Annotated in this window: 10 protein-coding genes; 6 read left to right on the forward strand and 4 right to left on the reverse strand. The window is 74.4% G+C overall.

Annotation, left to right across the window (positions count from 1 at the left end):
- Window positions 1-599, reverse strand: a 599-nt coding sequence (locus IE249_RS39510) for an NsdA family TPR-like regulatory protein (RefSeq protein WP_506368015.1), incomplete at its 3' end; no start/stop codon positions are given.
- Window positions 600-1,292: 693 nt separating this feature from the next.
- Between IE249_RS39510 and IE249_RS34635 the strand changes: the two genes are divergently transcribed.
- Together IE249_RS34635 and IE249_RS34640 are read left to right on the forward strand one after the other, a co-directional pair.
- Complete coding sequence (locus IE249_RS34635; RefSeq protein ID WP_189711350.1) at window positions 1,293-3,374, forward strand: asparagine synthase-related protein; 2,082 nt, start codon at window positions 1,293-1,295, stop codon at window positions 3,372-3,374.
- A 279-nt stretch (window positions 3,375-3,653) separates the two neighbouring features.
- Window positions 3,654-6,866, forward strand: coding sequence for an AfsR/SARP family transcriptional regulator (locus tag IE249_RS34640; RefSeq protein WP_189711352.1), 3,213 nt, complete (start codon window positions 3,654-3,656; stop codon window positions 6,864-6,866).
- Here IE249_RS34640 and IE249_RS34645 read toward each other — a convergent pair.
- Together IE249_RS34645 and IE249_RS34650 are read right to left on the reverse strand one after the other, a co-directional pair.
- Complete coding sequence (locus IE249_RS34645) at window positions 6,853-8,817, reverse strand: sigma-70 family RNA polymerase sigma factor (RefSeq protein ID WP_189711354.1); 1,965 nt, start codon at window positions 8,815-8,817, stop codon at window positions 6,853-6,855. The genes IE249_RS34640 and IE249_RS34645 overlap by 14 nt on opposite strands.
- A gap of 163 nt (window positions 8,818-8,980) precedes the next feature.
- Entirely contained in the window at window positions 8,981-9,760 is a 780-nt protein-coding gene (locus IE249_RS34650; RefSeq protein WP_189711356.1) for a TetR/AcrR family transcriptional regulator, read from the reverse strand.
- A 397-nt stretch (window positions 9,761-10,157) separates the two neighbouring features.
- Here IE249_RS34650 and IE249_RS34655 point away from each other — a divergent pair, with 397 nt between their 5' ends.
- The 3 genes from IE249_RS34655 to IE249_RS34665 all read left to right on the forward strand — a co-directional run bounded on the left by IE249_RS34655 (window position 10,158) and on the right by IE249_RS34665 (window position 14,671).
- Entirely contained in the window at window positions 10,158-11,534 is a 1,377-nt protein-coding gene (locus IE249_RS34655) for an NAD(P)/FAD-dependent oxidoreductase (protein WP_189711358.1), read from the forward strand.
- A gap of 188 nt (window positions 11,535-11,722) precedes the next feature.
- Entirely contained in the window at window positions 11,723-13,786 is a 2,064-nt protein-coding gene (locus IE249_RS34660) for a SpoIIE family protein phosphatase (protein WP_189711360.1), read from the forward strand.
- Between the two features lie 69 nt (window positions 13,787-13,855).
- Window positions 13,856-14,671, forward strand: a complete 816-nt coding sequence (locus tag IE249_RS34665) for a class I SAM-dependent methyltransferase (protein ID WP_189711362.1) — start codon at window positions 13,856-13,858, stop codon at window positions 14,669-14,671.
- Between the two features lie 17 nt (window positions 14,672-14,688).
- Here the strand turns inward: IE249_RS34665 and IE249_RS34670 are convergent, their stop codons facing one another.
- The gene (locus IE249_RS34670) at window positions 14,689-15,954 is read right to left on the reverse strand and encodes an MFS transporter (RefSeq protein ID WP_189711368.1); all 1,266 of its coding nucleotides are present in this window, start codon (window positions 15,952-15,954) and stop codon (window positions 14,689-14,691) included.
- A gap of 134 nt (window positions 15,955-16,088) precedes the next feature.
- On the opposite strand from IE249_RS34670, the gene IE249_RS34675 reads away from it, so the two are divergent.
- Window positions 16,089-16,637: a MarR family winged helix-turn-helix transcriptional regulator gene (locus IE249_RS34675; RefSeq protein WP_189711364.1), complete on the forward strand. Its 549-nt coding sequence runs from the start codon at window positions 16,089-16,091 to the stop codon at window positions 16,635-16,637.
- The last annotated feature ends 157 nt before the right edge of the window (window positions 16,638-16,794 follow it).

A 16,794-nucleotide genomic window follows, 5' to 3' on the forward strand; every position in this document is an offset into this window, starting at 1 on the left:
CGCCAGTCGCCGCCCCCGTACTTGGAGTCCCAGCGCCTGGCGTCCTCCGCGGCCTCCCGCAGTTTCTGCACATCGCTGTGGCCGACTTTGATCGGTGCGCCCGAGCCGTCGGTCCCGCCCGCCTCGCGCGCCACCGAGCTGTCGGCCGGGGTTATCAGCCAGCGTGAGGCGGGCGTCGCGTACGCGGTCACCGCGAAGGAACCGGCCAGCGACTGCCAGATACCGCCGGAGCCGGCCCTGCGGCCCGCCAGGTCCAGCCGGTACAGCTCCGTGGCCGACCTGACCGCCTGGCCGACGTCCCTGGGGAAGGCGAGGCCCACCTCGGGTGCGGGATCCGCGTCCGCCAGGCCGATCTCGTGGAGCGGCACCGGGCGGCCGAGCTTCTGTCCGATGGCGGCCGCGATCAGGTGCGGCGCGGCGCCCTGCGGCACCATGCCCTTCGACACCCAGCGCGCCACCGAGGTCTTGTCGTAGCGAAGTGTCAACCCGCGTTGGGCGCCAAGGTCGTTGACGCGGCGCGCGAGTCCTGCGTTGCTGATTCCCGCGAGGGCGAGAACGGCGCCGAGTTTTTCGTTCGGCCCGCGTTGCTCCCTGGACATGCGCCACCCCTCGACACAGACGGCTGCCGCCGTGGCATAACCGCGCGGCATTCGTAAACCCAGCGTAGTTCGCCGCATCCCAAGCGTTAAGGGGCATTCCGCCGGATGGCGGGATTGTGGCCCGCACGGAAGTACGGGCCCTGCACGCAGGGTTGCGGCGTGCTCCTGACGTGTGGCCGTGCGCCCGTCCGTGCGCTCTACTCCGGCCATCGCGGGAGGGGTTCCATGGTGGTGCGTGGGTCGGCCCGCTGTACTGGATCCAGTGGGCTGGGGGACACCGCCGCCTTCATCCCCGCGGGCGGCGGAACGGTCCGGGAGGCGAACTCCGCCTCCCGGGCTGCGCGTTGTCCGCGCTCGGCGCGGACCATGTACGGAGCGTGCGCAGCCCTGTCCCCCCAACGGCGATTTGGCCGAAAACCGACCCCGCTTTCCGCCGCCGATTGCGGCTCCTACCACGGCACTTGACGGCGCGAACGGTGTTGAGGGGAGCGCATCAGGGGGCGCATTCACGTCGCAGCGGCCTTGCCCAGTACGGGGGTTCGCCAACTCGCGGGCGGGCGCGCGAGGGCGCGTTCGGGGGAGCGAAGGCGGCTCCGCCTCCCCTCCGGCGCGCGTCCTTCGTGGCAGCATGGTGACCCGGTTCGTGCGGTGCACTGGTGGTCCACAGTCCGTGGAAAGTCCGTGGAGGCGTCGATGCGGTGGTTGGTGGGATGGAGCAGCACCGCCGCGGGGGCCGCCGGGGCCGGCTCGGCCGGCGCCACCGGATACGACGGGGAGACCCTGCACCCGGTGGGCTCGCAGCTCCTGTGGGGCGACCCCGACCCGCTGTGGGCGGTCGGCGACTGGCGCCCCGACGAGGTCCGCGTGATCACCGTCGACGCGCAGACCCGGATCGCCGTGCTCGGCGTCTGCGGCGCCTCCGACGAACAACTGCGCGTCGGGCTGCTCGCCGCGCGCGGCGGCGCCCTTCGGCACCTGACCGCCTGGTCCGGCAGTTACACGGCCGTCGTCCAGGTGGGCCGGCGCGTCACCGTCTGCGGCGACCTCGCGGGCGCCCGCCCGGTCTTCCACACCCCCTGGGCCGGCGGCACCGCCTACGCCACCGCCGCCCTCCCGCTGGCCGACCTCATCGAGGCCAACCTCGACTTCGGGCACCTGGCCGCCCTGCTCGCCGCCCCCGACGTACCGGCCGCGCTGCACGACTCCACGCCGTACGAGGGCGTACGGCGCATTCCGCCCGGGCACGCCCTGATCCTGCGCGCCGGGGCGCGCGAGGTGGCCGGGTACGAGCCGGTGGCCTCGCTCGCGGTCGCGGCCCCCGCCGCCGACCCCGACAGCGCCGTCGACGCGGTGCGCGACGCGCTGGTCGATGCCGTGCGCGCCCGGCTGTCCGCGCCCCGGCACGTGCCCGACATCGACCCCGGCCCGGTGCCCGGCATGGGTCCGGCCGAGCGCCGGGCCGCCCGTGGGATGCCGGTGCCCGGGATCGGCGCCGACCTGTCCGGCGGGCCGGCCTCGGGGACGCTCGCGCTGCTCGCGGCGGGGCTGCCCGGCATGCCCGGCACGCTGCTCGGCCACGGCACCGGCGCCGGTGAGCGGCTGCTCGCCGTCACCTTCAACGACCTCGCCGTCGCCGGACGCGAGGCCGAAGTGCAGCGGGCCGGGGCGCTCGCGGCCAACCCCCGGCTGCACCACGTGGTGGTGACCGGCGGCGAGGACGTCCTGCCGTACGCCGACCTGGAGGGGCCCCTGACCGACGAGCCCGGGCCCTCACTGGTGACCGCGGCCCGCCACCGCGCGCGTCTGGCCGCCGGCAGCGCGGATCACTTCACCGGGTACGGGGCGCGCCAGGTCCTCGACGCGCATCCCGCGCGACTCGCCGATCTGCTGATGGACCGCAAGCGCAGGCACCTGGTCCGGCCGGTCGCCGCGCTCGCCCGCGCCGACGGGTCGGTCACCGTCCCCGCGCGCGTGTACGGCGCGGCGCGGCGGCTCGCGCGCACCCCTTACCGGTCCGGGCTCGAAGGGCTCGCGGAACTGCTGATGCACCGCCGCTTCGACGAGCCCGGCGGGGCGGTCGGGGCGTCGCTGGCCGCGCTGACCTGGGCGAGACCCGGGCCGGCCGCGCGGTGGGTGACCGGGGAGGCGCTGGCTGAAGTATCGGTTCGCCTGCAGCGGGCGACCGGGCGGGCACAGCTCGTGGGGCCGGGGCAGCGGCCCGGCGACCATCGCGCGCGTGCGGCGCTTGCGCGGCAGGCCGCGGATCTGCGGGTGCTCGAACAGGCGGCGGAGATCCGGTCCCAGCGGCTGCACGCGCCGTTCCTCGACAACCAGGTCGTGCGGGCGTGCCGGGCGCTGCCGGAGGCGCTGCGGGTGCAGCCGGGGGCGCGGGCGGCGATCCTGCGTACGGTGCTGGAGGGCGCCGGGGTGGGCGAATTGCCCGCCGGGTGGGGCGCGCCCTCGCACGCGCCGGCGGCCGTCGCGGCGCGCACGGGGCTGCGGGTGGCGGTGGACGGGCTGATCGATCTGTTCGCGGCGCCGTTGCTCGCGGAGGCGGGGCTGGTGGAGGCGCGGGTGGTGCGCAAGGCATTGCGGTCGGCGGCGGAGGGGGAGGCGCTTCCGCTGGACGGGCTGGCGGATCTGGTGTCGCTCGAGGTGTGGCTGCGGCGGTTGCTGGCGCGGCGGGGGACGTGCTGGACGGGGACGCCTGGGCGGGCTCGGGCCGTGCCTTCGGGGGTTGCGCCTCGGCGGGGGGCGTTGGCCTCCGGCGGGTGATCGGGGCGGTCGCCTGCGGTGCGGTGTCGCGGCTGCGGTGCGTTGTTCGGGTGCGGTGCGGTGTCGCGGCTGCGGTGCGTGGTGGGGCGGGGCCGTGGTGTCGCGTCCAGCCCGCCGCACGTGGGACGTACTGCTGTTGAGTTGAGTGGTTGGTGTTGGCAGCGACTGCTGTACGCGGCGGGCTGTGACGCGCCCCCACGGCCCCTTCCGCCGGTGGGCCCGTGCGGCTTCGTCGTGGTGCCGGGTCCCCCGGTGGATGTGGGTTGGGAGAATTGGGGCGTGCGGTACAGGGTGCTGGGGGTTGCCCAGGTGGAGGATGACCGGGGCTGTCTCGTGGGCGTGGGTGGGGCTCGGCTGCGGGGGTTGCTTTGTGCGCTTGCCTTGCGGCCGGGGCGGGGGGTGCCGGTGGGGGTGCTGATCGACGAAGTGTGGGGGGAGGCGCCGCCGGAGGATGCGGTGGCGGCCCTGCAGGCGCTCGTCGGGCGGTTGCGGCGGAGTGTGGGCAGGGGCGCGGTGGTGTCCGGGGCGGACGGGTACCGGCTGGCAGCGGGCGAGGACGATGTCGATCTGTTCGTCTTCGAGCGGCTGGTTCGGGAGGGTGCGATCGCGCTCGGGCGGGGGGATGCGCGGCAGGCGTTGAGGCTGCTTGAGCAGGGGCTCGGGTTGTGGCGTGGGGGTGCGGTCGTCGATCTGGCCGACCGGTCGGCCGGGGCTCGGTTCGAGGCGCTGTGGCTTGAGGCGGTCCGGGGGCGGGCGGGGGCTCTGCTGGCGTTGGGGCGTGCTCAGGATGCCGTAAGGGAGTTGACTGAGCTCGCGGTCGGTCATCCGTACGACGAGCCGTTGCACGCCTTGCTGGTGCGCGCTCTGCGTGACTGCGGGCGAGGCGCTGAGGCGCTGGCCGCGTATGAGGGTGTGCGCCGGACGCTTGCCGAGGAGCTCGGTACGGATCCGGGGGTGGAGCTGCGGACTCTGCACGCGGAGTTGCTGGCGCCGGTCGGCCGGGGCGCCGTGGGGCGCGTCAATATTCGTCCGCGGCTTACCTCTTTCGTGGGGCGGGAACCGGAGCTCGCCGCCATCCGTTCCGAATTGCACAGGGCCCGTCTCGTCACGCTCACCGGACCGGGCGGCTCGGGGAAGACCCGTCTCGCCGAGGAAGCCACCGCCGGGCTGCCGCAGGCGTGGCTGGCCGAGCTGGCGCCGCTCGACCGGCCGGAGGCGGTGCCCGGTGTGGTGGTCAGCGCGCTCGGTCTGCGGGAGACCGTGCTCATGGGCAACGACCTGGCGGCCCCGCAGGACGATCCCGTCGCCCTGCTCGTCGAGTACTGCGCTCGGCGCAGCGGACTCCTGGTCCTTGACAACTGCGAACATGTCATCGGCGCGGCCGCCGACCTCGCCGAGACGCTCCTCACCCGCTGCCCCGGGCTCACGGTCCTCGCCACCAGCCGTGAACCCCTGGGCGTGCCGGGTGAGTCGGTGCGGCCGGTCGAGCCCCTGCCGCCCGAGCACGCGCACCGGCTCTTCGCGGAGCGCGCCGCCGCCGTACGTCCCGACGGGGGCGGCGCGCTCGACGAGGAGGCCGTCGCGGAGATCTGCCGGCGGCTGGACGGCCTGCCCCTGGCCATCGAACTGGCCGCCGCCCGGCTGCGGATGCTCACGCCCCGGCAGATCGCCGACCGGCTCGACGACCGCTTCCGCCTCCTGACCGCCGGCAGCCGTACGGTCCTGCCCCGCCAGCAGACCCTGCGGGCCGTCGTCGACTGGTCCTGGGACCTGCTCGACGAGGGGGAGCGCATGGTGCTGCGCGAGGTGTCCGTCTTCGCGGGCGGCTGGGACCTCGCCGCGGCCGAGGCCGTGTGCACCGGCCCGGTGGCCGACCTGATCGGGGCGCTCGTCGACAAGTCCCTGGTCGTGGCGGCGCCGGGCCCGGACGGCGGCATGCGGTACCGCATGCTGGAGACCATCCACGAGTACGCCGTCGAGCGTGCCGCCGAGGCCCCCGGGGTGCGGGCGGCCGCCGAGCGCCGGCACCGCGCGTGGGTGCGCGCGCTCACCCGGGATGCCGAGCCGCAGCTGCGCTCCGCGGGCCAACTGGCCTGGATCGCCCGCCTGGAGACCGAGCTGGACAACGTCCGCGCGGCCCTCGACCGCGCCCTCGCGGCGGGCGACGAGACGGAGGCCGGTGAACTCGTCCTCACCATGGGCTGGTTCTGGTGGCTGCGCAACTACCGGCGCGAGGCGGTGGAGTGGGTCCGGCGCGTGCTGCGCCTGGCGGCTCCGAGCGGTTCGCCGGACGCGGTGGACGACCTGCTCTCCGTACCGGAGGGGGAGGCGGACGACCCGAGGTACGGGCCTCGGATGGAGCTGCGGCTGCTCCACCTGTTCCTCACTTCCGAGTCGGAGCAGGGGGACTGGGTGCGCGACGAGCGGTTCCAGCGCTACGTCACCCGGGTGCGGGCCGCCTTCGAGGGCGGCGGCCCGCGCTCGGCCCGCATGCCGGGCATCATCTGGCCGTTGACCGTTTGCTACGGCGGCGGCCCGGAGGAGGTGCGGCCCTTTCTGGACGCGGCCGTGACCAACTGCCGTGCGTACGGAGGCGAGTGGGAGCTCGGTGTGACCCTCATGTTCCGCGCCCACATGGCCGTCGACTCCCCCGGCAACCTGCGTGGCGTGGACGACGACCTCGCGGAGCTGCGGCTGCTCAGCCGGCGTGTGGGCGACCGCTGGATGCGCGCGCAGGTGTGCAGCGCGGCCGGGGAGACCGCCATGGCGCGCGGCCGGTTCGCCGAGGCGCGGGGGGAGTACGAGGAGGCGCTGCGCCTCGCCCATGAGGTGGGCGCGCACACGGAGTCGCCGTTCCTGCTCGCGCGGCTCGCCGAGATCGCCCACCGCTCCGGTGACCGCGCCGCCGCCCTGGCCGCCCTGGACGACGCGAGCGCGGCGGCCGAACGGCACGCCGTCGTGGACTCACGGGCCTTCGTCCATCTGCTGCGTGCCCAGCTCGCCCTGGACGACGACGATGTCGCCGGCGCCCGGGCGCAGTGCGACGCGGCCCGCGCGGAGGCCCGGCGCGGTACTCCGCCGCCGCAGTTCGAGGCGGCGCTGGCCGGCGTCGACGCCCTCGTCACGGTCCGCGAGGACGGTCCGGCGAGCGGGTTGCCGATGCTCGCGGACGCGCTGCGCACCGCCGTCGAGCGGCGGTGTTCGGAGGTGGTCACGACGGCCCTGATGGACATGGCGGCCGAGCCGCTGGCCCTGCTCGGCGATCTGCCGCACGCGGTGCGTCTGCTGACCGCCGCCGACCGGAGGCGCGAGGGCCGCCCGCGCCCCATGCCGGAGCGTGCGCACGCGGAGCGGATCGAGGCCGCCGCCCGCGCGGGCCTCACCCCCGACCGCTGGGCGACCGAGCGCGACCGGGGCGCCGCCCTCACCATGGACGCGATCCTGGACGAGCTCGCCGAGGCCGCGCGGGTCTACTGCGCTAATCGCAGGTGAACGTCGACTCCGCCCAGTCCGCGAGCGTCACCGCGTCGAAGGCGCGCGGCGCCTTAACGACCAGCCGTACGGTGTCGGGGTCGGCCAGGTTCACATGGACCGGGACCGCCGGTTGCCCGGCCGCGACCGGTCCCGACCGCCACAGCCGGACTCCGTCGGCGTACACCGAGAAGGACACCCTGCCGAGCCCGGCGGTCAGGTCGTCCACGCCCGCCTCGGCGTCGTAGGCCGTGCAGGGCCGGTTGAGGGCGATGGTCACCGAGGACTCGCCGTGCACGGTGACGCCGTCGGTGTACCGCTTGCCGTCGATCGCCATTCCGTACCGCTGCCACACCCAACTGCTCGCGCCCAGCCGCATCTCGGGGCGGGTGCCGTCACCGGTGAGGTCGTAGTCCAGCTCGCTCCAGCGGTAGACGGCCGGGGCGGGGGGAGTGGAGGGAGCGGGGGGAGGAGGGGGTGTCGGTGTCGGGGATGCGGTGGGGACGCGGGGCGGTGGCAGGGTGGGCGTCGGGGTCGGTGACGGCTCCGGAGCCGGGGTGGGGGCCGGTTTCGCGGCGGCCGGGCGTACGGGGGGCTTCGGGCTGGGCTCGCTGATCGGGGATGACTTGGGTGGCGTGGGCTGGGGCGTTGGGGGCGGCGCGGGCGTGGGTGACTGCGGTTCGGCGGCAGGGGCCGAGGTGGGCGGCGGGGCCGCATCCGGCTTCCGGGCGGGGGAGTCGTGGCCGGCCAGCGCCAGGGCGACGGCGGCGGTCGCCACCGCCACCACACCGGCGGCGATCCCGGCCTTCACCGGAGCACCCAGCCCCTCGGCAGCCGCGGAACCCACGCCCGCCCCACCGGACGAGCCGGCGACGGCCCCTCCACCGGCGGTGGCACCGCTTCCGGCCGCTCCCCCGACTGCCGTTCCGCCGCCGGCCGTCGCTCCCGCGGCGGCGCCTGCCGCTCCCGCTGTGCCCGTGAGGATGGCCAGTGCCTTGGCGTAGCCCGCCGTGCCGAACCAGCCGATGACCGCGACCGGTACGACGGCCGGGATGCCGCCCGCCACCTCTTCGATCTGGAGCGCCGCCAGCCGGCACCGCGCGCACTCCTCGAGGTGCTTGCGCAGCCCCCGTTCGGCGCGGGTGCGCAGCTTGCGGCGGGCGTAGCCGCCGAGTTGGTCGGCGTAGCGTGCGCACTCCTCGTCGGCGGCGAGGGCGTCGCTGACATGGGCCTGGAGGTAGGCCTGCCGCAGCCCCTCACGGGCCCGGCTGGCGAGGACACGCGTGCCGTTGGCGTCGAGGCCGAACAGCGTGGCGACCTCGCTCGGCGACTCGTCCTCGACCTCGGTGTGCCACAGCACGGCCTGCCAGCGCTCGGGCAGGGAGCGGAAGGCCCGCATGGCCATGGACCGCTCGGCCTCCCGCATGGCCCGCACCTCGGCACCGAGCTGTGGGGCGTCCTCGGCGGACGCCTTGGTGAGACCCGCGGCCTGGTCGGCGAAGAGGGCGAAGTCGTCGACGAGTTGCTCGCGTCTGGCGGTCTTCGTCCAGTGCGCGGCGACCCGCCGGACCGTGGTGAGCAGATAGGCGCGTACGGCGTGCTCGGGCCCGGAGCCCCGCCGCACCGCCTGCAGCACGCGGGCGAACACCTCTGCGGTGAGGTCGTCGGCGGTATGCGCGTCCCGGCAGCAGGTGCGCGCGTAACGGCGTACGGCCTCCGCGTGGCGCCGGTACAGCTCCTCGTAAGCCGTGTCGTCCCCGGCGCGCATCCGCGTGATCAGCTCGGCGTCGGAGGACGGCCGCCCCGCCACGGCGGGCGGCCCGTCGTCCTCCTCGCGCTCGCGCCACTCGCGCTGCGCCGGCACACCCGCCGGACGGCCGGCCGGTCCGCCCTGGCTCGGCACCCGGGGCTGCCGTCCCCGCGTGCCCGCCTCGCCGTCCCCGAGGGGCTCGCCACGCCCGTCAACGCCCATCGCGGAAAGCCCCCGCAGCCAGCCCAGCAGACCCGATCACCGGGTCAGAGTGCCACACCGTCCCGCGCGGGGGACCGGCTCGCGGGGACCATCCACTCGTCCGTGGGGACTTGCCGCGACGGCCGCCGTGCCGTTCACCCTTGCGGGGGTTCGCGGGGAGTGTTCAGACGGGCCGCGACCGCAGGCCCTCCAGCAGGATGTCCAGCAGCCGCGCCGACGCGGCCGCCTGCTGGGCCGCGTCCGGCAGGGAAGGCGCCGCCGTGGCGATGACCAGGAGAACGTCGGAGACCGACACGTCCGGCCGCAGTTCGCCCGCCGCGCGCGCCCGCTCCACGAGCCGGCCCACCACGTCGAGCAGCGCCGCCGCCCCCGTGTCGTCGCCCGCGTCCGGGGCGAGCGCCGCCGCCTCGTCGGACACCAGCCGCAGCTCACCGGCCTCCGGCTGGCTGCGCTGCTGCGGCACCCGCCGCCCGGCCGACTCCTCGGCAGGGTCCTCGCCGACGCCCACCCGCAGCACCTGCGGCGGCAGCAGCCGTCCGGCGCCGGAGGCCACCGACGTGCGCAGGAAACGGGAGAGCGCCGACCACGGCTCGTCCTCCTGGCCCAGCGCGGCCCGCGCCTGCTCGGTGAGCCGGGACGTCTCCTCCTCGGCTATCCGCCGCACCAGGACGTCCTTGCTGGGAAAACGCCGGTACACCGTGCCGACGCCGACCCGCGCGCGGCGCGCCACGTCCTCCATCGGCGCGCCGTAGCCAAGCTCGCCGAAGACCTCGCGCGCCGCCCGCAGCACGTGCTCGAGATTGCGCTGCGCGTCCACCCGGAGCGGCGCCGTGCGCGAGGACCGGTCCTCGTCCCCGCGTCCGCCCCCCGCCGTCGCGCTCATCGCGGCGCCACCGGGCGCGATGGCGGACGCGGTCGACCAATGAGTGTCCTGAATGTGCATAACTGATCCCCCGGTAATGACGTCTCCCCCCGGAGACTCTCCCCGTCACTGAATCCGGGGTGCGCACAGCGGGGATCGTGCGCGACCGCGCCCGCCTGCCGGATCCGGTGGGACCCCACGGACTCGCTCGACCACATCCCCCTACACCCCGTCGACACACGAACATAGTTGAGCGGGGGTCAATTCAGAAGGGGCAGGTTCCGCACGGAGCGCCCCCCGATCGGAGTACGGGTCGTATACGTCCGGATAACGCCCCCTTCCGCACCCCGGCTCACCCCCGCTGACCTGCGGTCCTTCCGTGAACTCGGGTAATTCGGCCAACCCGGGACGGCGATGGCCGACGGTCACACAAACTGCCGGGGCTGTGGACAAACGGCAGCGCCGGGTGCGTCATGGGATGGTGAAGGAACGTGCGCGCATTCTCGTTGTCGGCGGCGGCTACGTCGGGATGTACACGGCGCTGCGACTGCAGCAGCGGATGAAGCAGGAACTCAGGCGGGGCGAGGTCGAGATCACCGTCGTCACGCCCGACCCCTATATGACGTATCAGCCGTTCCTGCCCGAGGCGGCCGCGGGTGCCATCTCCCCCCGCCATGTCGTCGTACCGCTGCGCCGCGTCCTGGACCAGTGCCACATCGTCGTGGGCGAGGCGACCTCCATCGACCACGCGCACCGCACCGCGACCCTCACCACCCTCGCCACCGAGGAGACCGGCGGCACCGAGAAGCTGACGTACGACGAACTCGTCCTCGCCCCCGGCTCCGTCGCGCGCACCCTGCCCATCCCGGGCCTGATCGACTACGGCATCGGTTTCAAGACCATCGAGGAGGCCATCGGTCTGCGCAACCACGTGCTGGAGCAGATGGACATCGCCTCCTCCACCCGCGACCCCGAGATCCGCGACGCGGCCCTGACCTTCGTCTTCGTCGGCGGCGGATACGCGGGCACGGAGGCGCTCGGCGAACTGGAGGACATGGCCCGCTACGCCGCGCGCTACTACCACAACGTCAAGCCCGAGGACATGAAGTGGATCCTGGTGGAGGCCTCCGACCGGATCCTGCCCGAGGTCGGCGAGGAGATGGGCCGCTACACGGTGGCCGAACTGCGCCGCCGCAACATCCAGGTGCTGCTCGGCACCCGCCTGGAGTCGTGCGCCGACCGGGTGGCCGTCCTCAGCGACGGGCAGCGCTTCCCCACCCGCACCCTCGTGTGGACCGCCGGCGTCAAACCGCATCCGATCCTCGCCGCCACCGACCTGCCGCTGAACGACCGCGGCCGGCTCCGGTGCACCGCCCAGCTGACGGTGGACGGCGTGGACCACGCCTGGGCGGCGGGCGACGCCGCCGCCGTCCCCGACGTCACCGCCGCCGAGCCCGGCAAGGAGACTCCGCCCAACGCCCAGCACGCGGTGCGCCAGGCCAAGCTCCTCGGCGACAACATCGCGCACCGGCTGCGCGGCGAGCCCCTGGAGACGTACGCGCACAGGTACGCCGGTTCGGTCGCCTCGCTCGGCCTGCACAAGGGCGTCGCGCAGGTCTACGGGCGCAAACTCAAGGGCTGGCCCGCCTGGTTCATGCACCGCACCTACCACGTCAGCAGGATGCCCACCTTCAACCGCAAGGCCCGGGTGCTCGCCGAGTGGACGCTGGCGGGGCTGTTCAAACGGGAGATCGTCTCACTGGGTTCGCTGGAACATCCCCGCGCGGAGTTCGAACTGGCCGCCGGTGGAAAGCATCCTCTCGACCCGAACATCAACCCGAAAGGGTCGTCCTGACCGGACCGGGGAACTCCAGCGGACGCCCCGGCGTCCCACGGATACCGGTGATCCGGCCCGGCCGGCTTTGACGTATAACCGCTGTGCCGCGCCCGCGAGGCGGTAAGAATGTGCGGTCACCGCCGCGCGGCCCCAGATCCCCGGCCGGGCCGGAGCCGGCCTGAGACGACGACACGAGGCAAGGATTCGTGAACTTCACGCGCTGGAGCGCCCGGCTCCCCGGAATCCCCGGAACGCAGCGCCGCGCCGCAGCGCGGACCGATCTCACGGCCGCCGCCCTGGACCGCCGGGCGGACGGCTCCGTGCCGGCGGCACGTGCGGAACGGCTGACCGACGGGACAGCGCCCGTGCCCGCCGTCGACGAACTGCCCGCGCGGGAGGTCCTCGACCGCGTGCCGGCGCTCGTCGCCCTCGTGCACGGCCCGGACCACCGCGTCGCCTACGTGAACGACGCCTACACCGCCGCCTTCGGCCCCCGGCCGCCCGGCGAGCCCGCGCGCGAGGCCCTGCCCGAACTGCGCGAACTGGGCCTGCTCCCGCTCCTCGACCAGGTCCTGCGCAGCCGCAGGCCGCGCACCCTCAAGTCCCGCAAGGCCACGGACGGCCGCTGGTACACCTTCACCTGCACCCCGGCCGGCGACACCGACCGCGACCCTCGCGGGACCGCCGCCACGGACACGCGCGGTGCCACCGCCACCGGCGCGCGCGGTGCCGCCGCCACGGCCCCGCACGGGGCCACCGCGAGTCCGAGCGGGGCCACCGCGAGTCCGAGCGGGGTCACCGCGAGTCCGCCGCGCGGGACCGCGCCCGCCCCGAGCGGTACGGGAGACGCCCCGAGCGGTACGGGAGACGCCCTGAGCGGTACGGGAGACGCCCTGAGCGGTATGGGCAGCGACCCGCGCGGGTCCGCCTCCGACCCGGGCGGAACGAACAGCGCTGCGAGCGGAACGGCCAGTGACCCGCGCGGAAGGAACAGCGACCCGCGCGGGACGGCCGCCGACCCCAGCGGCACCCGTGTCGACCCGCGCGGGACCGGGCCCGGAGTTCTCGTCTTCGCCACCGACGTCACCGACCACGCCGAGGCCGCCGAGCGGCTGCGCGCCAGCGAGCGCCGGCAGCGCGAGACCGCGGTCACCCTCCAGCGCTCGCTGCTGCCCCAGGTCCTCGAACAGCCCGACGACCTGCGCATCGCCGCCACCTACCAGCCCGGCGGCACCGAGGCCGCGGTCGGCGGCGACTGGTACGACGTCATCACCCTCGGCGGCGGCCGCACCGCCCTGGTCATCGGCGACGTTATGGGCAGGGGCGTGCGAGCCGCCGCGGTCATGGGCCAGCTCCGCACCGCGGTCCGCGCCTACGCCCGCCTCGACCTCCCCCCGCACGAGGTCCTGCAGCTCCTCGACGGCCTCGCCGCCGAGATCGACGCCAACCAGATCGCCACCTGCGTCTACGCCGTCCACGACCCCAATGAGGGCCGGCTGGTGTACGCCTCGGCGGGGCACCTGCCGATCCTGGTCCGCGACGACAGCGGCACGGTCCTGCGCGCCGACGAACCCACCGGTCCACCGCTCGGCACCGGCGGCTGGATGCACGCCTCCGGCTCGGTCCCGCTCGGCCCGGGCTCCACGGCCGTCCTCTACACCGACGGCCTGGTCGAGCGCCGCGACGAGGACCTCGACGAGGGCATCGCCTCCCTGGAGCGCGCCCTCGCCGGCGCCACCGGCACCCCGCAGGTCGTCTGCGACCGCCTGGTCCGCTCGGCGGGCGTCCAGGCGGACCACTACGACGACGTCGCCGTACTCGTCCTCCAGCACCCCGCCCGCACCGGCCCGGACGGCGAACGGTTCCGCAACGCGGCCCTGGAACTGCTCGGCGGCGTCGAGGCGGCCCCCCGCGCACGTGCGTTCGCCTCCGGCGTGCTGACCAGCTGGCGCTTCCCGGCCGACCTGCACGACCTGGGCGTCCTCGCCGCGAGCGAACTGGTGGCCAACTCCCTCCAGCACGGCACCCCGCCCATGCGGCTGCGGCTGCGCCGCACCGACCGCCGCCTCATCGTCGAGGTCACCGACGGCGACGACCACCTCCCCAGGCGCCGCCGCGCCGAACCCGGCGACGAGTCGGGCCGGGGCATCGCCATCGTCGCCACCATCGCCTCCAACTGGGGCTCCCGCAGGACCCCGGGCGGCGGAAAGGCGGTGTGGTGCGAGTTCACCCTCCCGCCCGGAGCCCAGTCCCGCACAGGCCACGCCTGAGGACGCCACCCGGGTGCGGCGAGCGCGCGGCGGCTGGGCGAAACCGGCCCGCGGTGCTAGTAGCTCACCATGGCTGACGCATCCGGGTTTCAACTCAAAGGCAGCGCTCCCGAGCGCTACGAGCAGTTCGTCGCGCCGATCATGGCGCCCTTCGTCACCGCGCTCCTGGAAGCCGTGGAGCTCTACCCCGGCGCCACGGTGCTGGACCTCGCCTGCGGCACCGGCTTCGCCGCGCGCACGGCCGCCGCCCAGGTCGGCCCGGCCGGGCGCGTCCACGGCGCCGACATCAACGAGGGCATGCTGAAGGTGGCCGAGGCCCGCCACCCGCGCATGTACCCCGACATCGAGTTCACCGCGGCCTCCGCCGACCGGCTCCCCTACCCGGACGCCACCTTCGACGCGGTGGTCTGCCAGCAGGGCGCCCAGTTCTTCCCGGACCTCGACGCGGCCCTGGCCGAGGCCGCCCGCGTCACCCGCGCGGGCGGCCGTTTCGCGGCCACGGTCTGGGCGGACCGCTCGCTGTGCCCGCTCTTCGCCGCCCAGTACGAGGTCATCAGGGACTACGGCGGTCAGCAGGCCGCCGAGAGCTTCGCCGCCGTCTCCGCGCTGACCGCCGACCGCCTCACCACCGCCCTGCGGACAGCCGGCTTCGAGGACCCGGCGACCCGCGAGGTCACCTTCGGCATCACGCTGCCCCCACCGGCCGAGTACGCCCCCGCCCAGCTCTCGATCCTCCCCTGGGGACAGGACATCCTCGACGCGCACGGCGAGGAGACCCTGGCCGAGGCGGGCCGAGCAGTGGCCGACCGCCTCGCCGACCGCACCGCGGCCGACGGCACGGTCACCCTCCCCTTCACCACGATCCTCGCCACAGCGGTCCGCTGACGGCGACGAGGGCACCTCTACGCGCTGACCGGCTCGGTGGCCGCGGCACCGCGCGCCACCACCCGGCTCCGCGCGCCCCACGGATGATCCTGTACGGCGGTGAGCCCCCGCCCCAGCCGCAGCGCGAGCACGGTGATGCCCAGCGAGAACAGCAGGAACGTCGCCACGTACGGCCCCGGCAGCGATGCCGCCAGCGGACCGCCCACCGCCGGCCCCACGGCCAGCGCCAGCTGCTTCACCAGGGCGAAGGCCGAGTTGTACTGCCCCGCCATCCCGTCCGGCGCCAGATCGGCCACGAGGGGCGCGACGGTCGGCGACAGCAGCGCCTCACCGAGCCCGAACAGCGCGTACGTCGACACGAACGCGGCCGTCGCCATCGCACGGCTGCCGTGCCCGAGCCCGGCGTACGCGGCCACCGTCCACGCCAGCGCCCAGATCAGTCCCACGGCCGCGATGACACGGGACCGCCGCCGGCGCTCCACGAACCGCAGCACGGCGAACTGCGCGACCACGATCATCAGAGTGTTCGCGGCCAGCGCCGTACCCAGCGCCGACGTCGAGATCCCGGCCGCCTCCACGCCGTACGCGCTCAGCCCGGACTCGAACTGCCCGTAGCAGGCGAAGAACAGCACGAAGCCCAGCACGCACAGCTGCACCATGGCCCGGTTGCGGGCCAGCTGCCGCCAGCTGTCCCGCGCCGAGCGTCCGGCCCGCGCCGGAGCCTCCTCGATGCGCGGCGCGTGCGGCATCCGCACGGTCGACATCAGCACCACCAGCAGCAGGAACACCGCCGCCTCGATGGCGAAGAGCAGGGTGAAGGAGGAGACGCGCGTGGTGTCGACGAGGTGACCGCCGATGAGGCCGCCGACCCCGAGGCCCAGGTTCTGCAGGAAGAACTGCGTCGCGAACGCCCGCGACCGGGTCTCCGAGGTCGAGCAGTCGACGATCATCGTCGCCAGCGCCGGCTGCATCACGGCCTGCCCGGCCCCGAGTGCCGCCGCCGACGCCAGCACCGAGGCCGCCCCACCCGCGAGTCCCAGGCTCAGCGCACCCAGTGCGGCGGTGACCAGGGCGGCGAGCAGGACCGGCAGCGGGCCGCGCCGCACGATCGCCCTGCCGGCGAACGGCAGCACGATCAGCGCGGCCACGGCGAAGACGGCGAGGACGAGCCCCGCCGTCATGGCTCCCAGACCCCGCACCTGCGCCACATAGACGTACAGATAGGGGACGGTGAAGCCGAGCCCGAACGCGCTGAGTGCGTTGCCCACGTGGATCCGGCGCATCGCTGCGCCCATCGCCCTGGTCACGTTCACCTCTCTCACTAGTTAGCCATGAAGGCTTAGAAGCTAAAGTTCGATGCTAAAGAATACATAGCGAAGGACTTCAAGGCAAAGTGGGGTCGTGCCATACTGCGGCCATGGGCGACACCCCCGGCGTCAGCGAGCCGACACTCGAAGAGCAGATCGCCGCGTACCAGCGCGAGTTCCAGGACCTCGACCCCCAGGTCGAGAAGATCGTGAACGCGCTGTCCCGTCTGAACCGCCGGATGAACGTCGCCTACGGCCGCCAGACCGCCGAACTGGGCATCAGCAACGCCGACTGGGAGGTGCTCAAGGCGCTGGTCCTGTCCGGCGCTCCCTATCAGATGGGCCCCAGCGACCTCGCCAAGCGCCTCGGACTGACGCCGGCCGCCATGACCCACCGGATCGACCGCATGGTCACCGAGGGGCTGGTCACCCGCGAGCGCGACGAGAGCAACCGAGTGCGGGTGATCGTGGAGCTGACCCCGGCCGGCCGTGAGAAGTGGCTGGAGGCGATGCGCCTCGCCACCGTCTTCGAGACGGACCTCCTCCAGGACCTGTCCCCGGCCGAGCGCGCGGCCCTCGGTGACGTCCTGATCCGCCTCCTGCGCAGGGTGGAACACGCCCAGCCGGACGCCGGAGGCCGCCTCACCGATCTGGACTGAAGATCTTGACCAGGCGTGCTTGACAGCGCCTGTCCCGGTCCGTAAGGTTCTTCGGGTTGTCACGGGACCGGAACGGTTCTGCGGCAGCACCTCCCGCCGCATCAGCGGCACTCCAAAACCTCTGCACGACCTCCCAGTGGGAACGATTTCGGCATGC

It is taken from the genome of Streptomyces anandii JCM 4720, assembly GCF_014650655.1.
Lineage (GTDB): Bacteria > Actinomycetota > Actinomycetes > Streptomycetales > Streptomycetaceae > Streptomyces > Streptomyces anandii.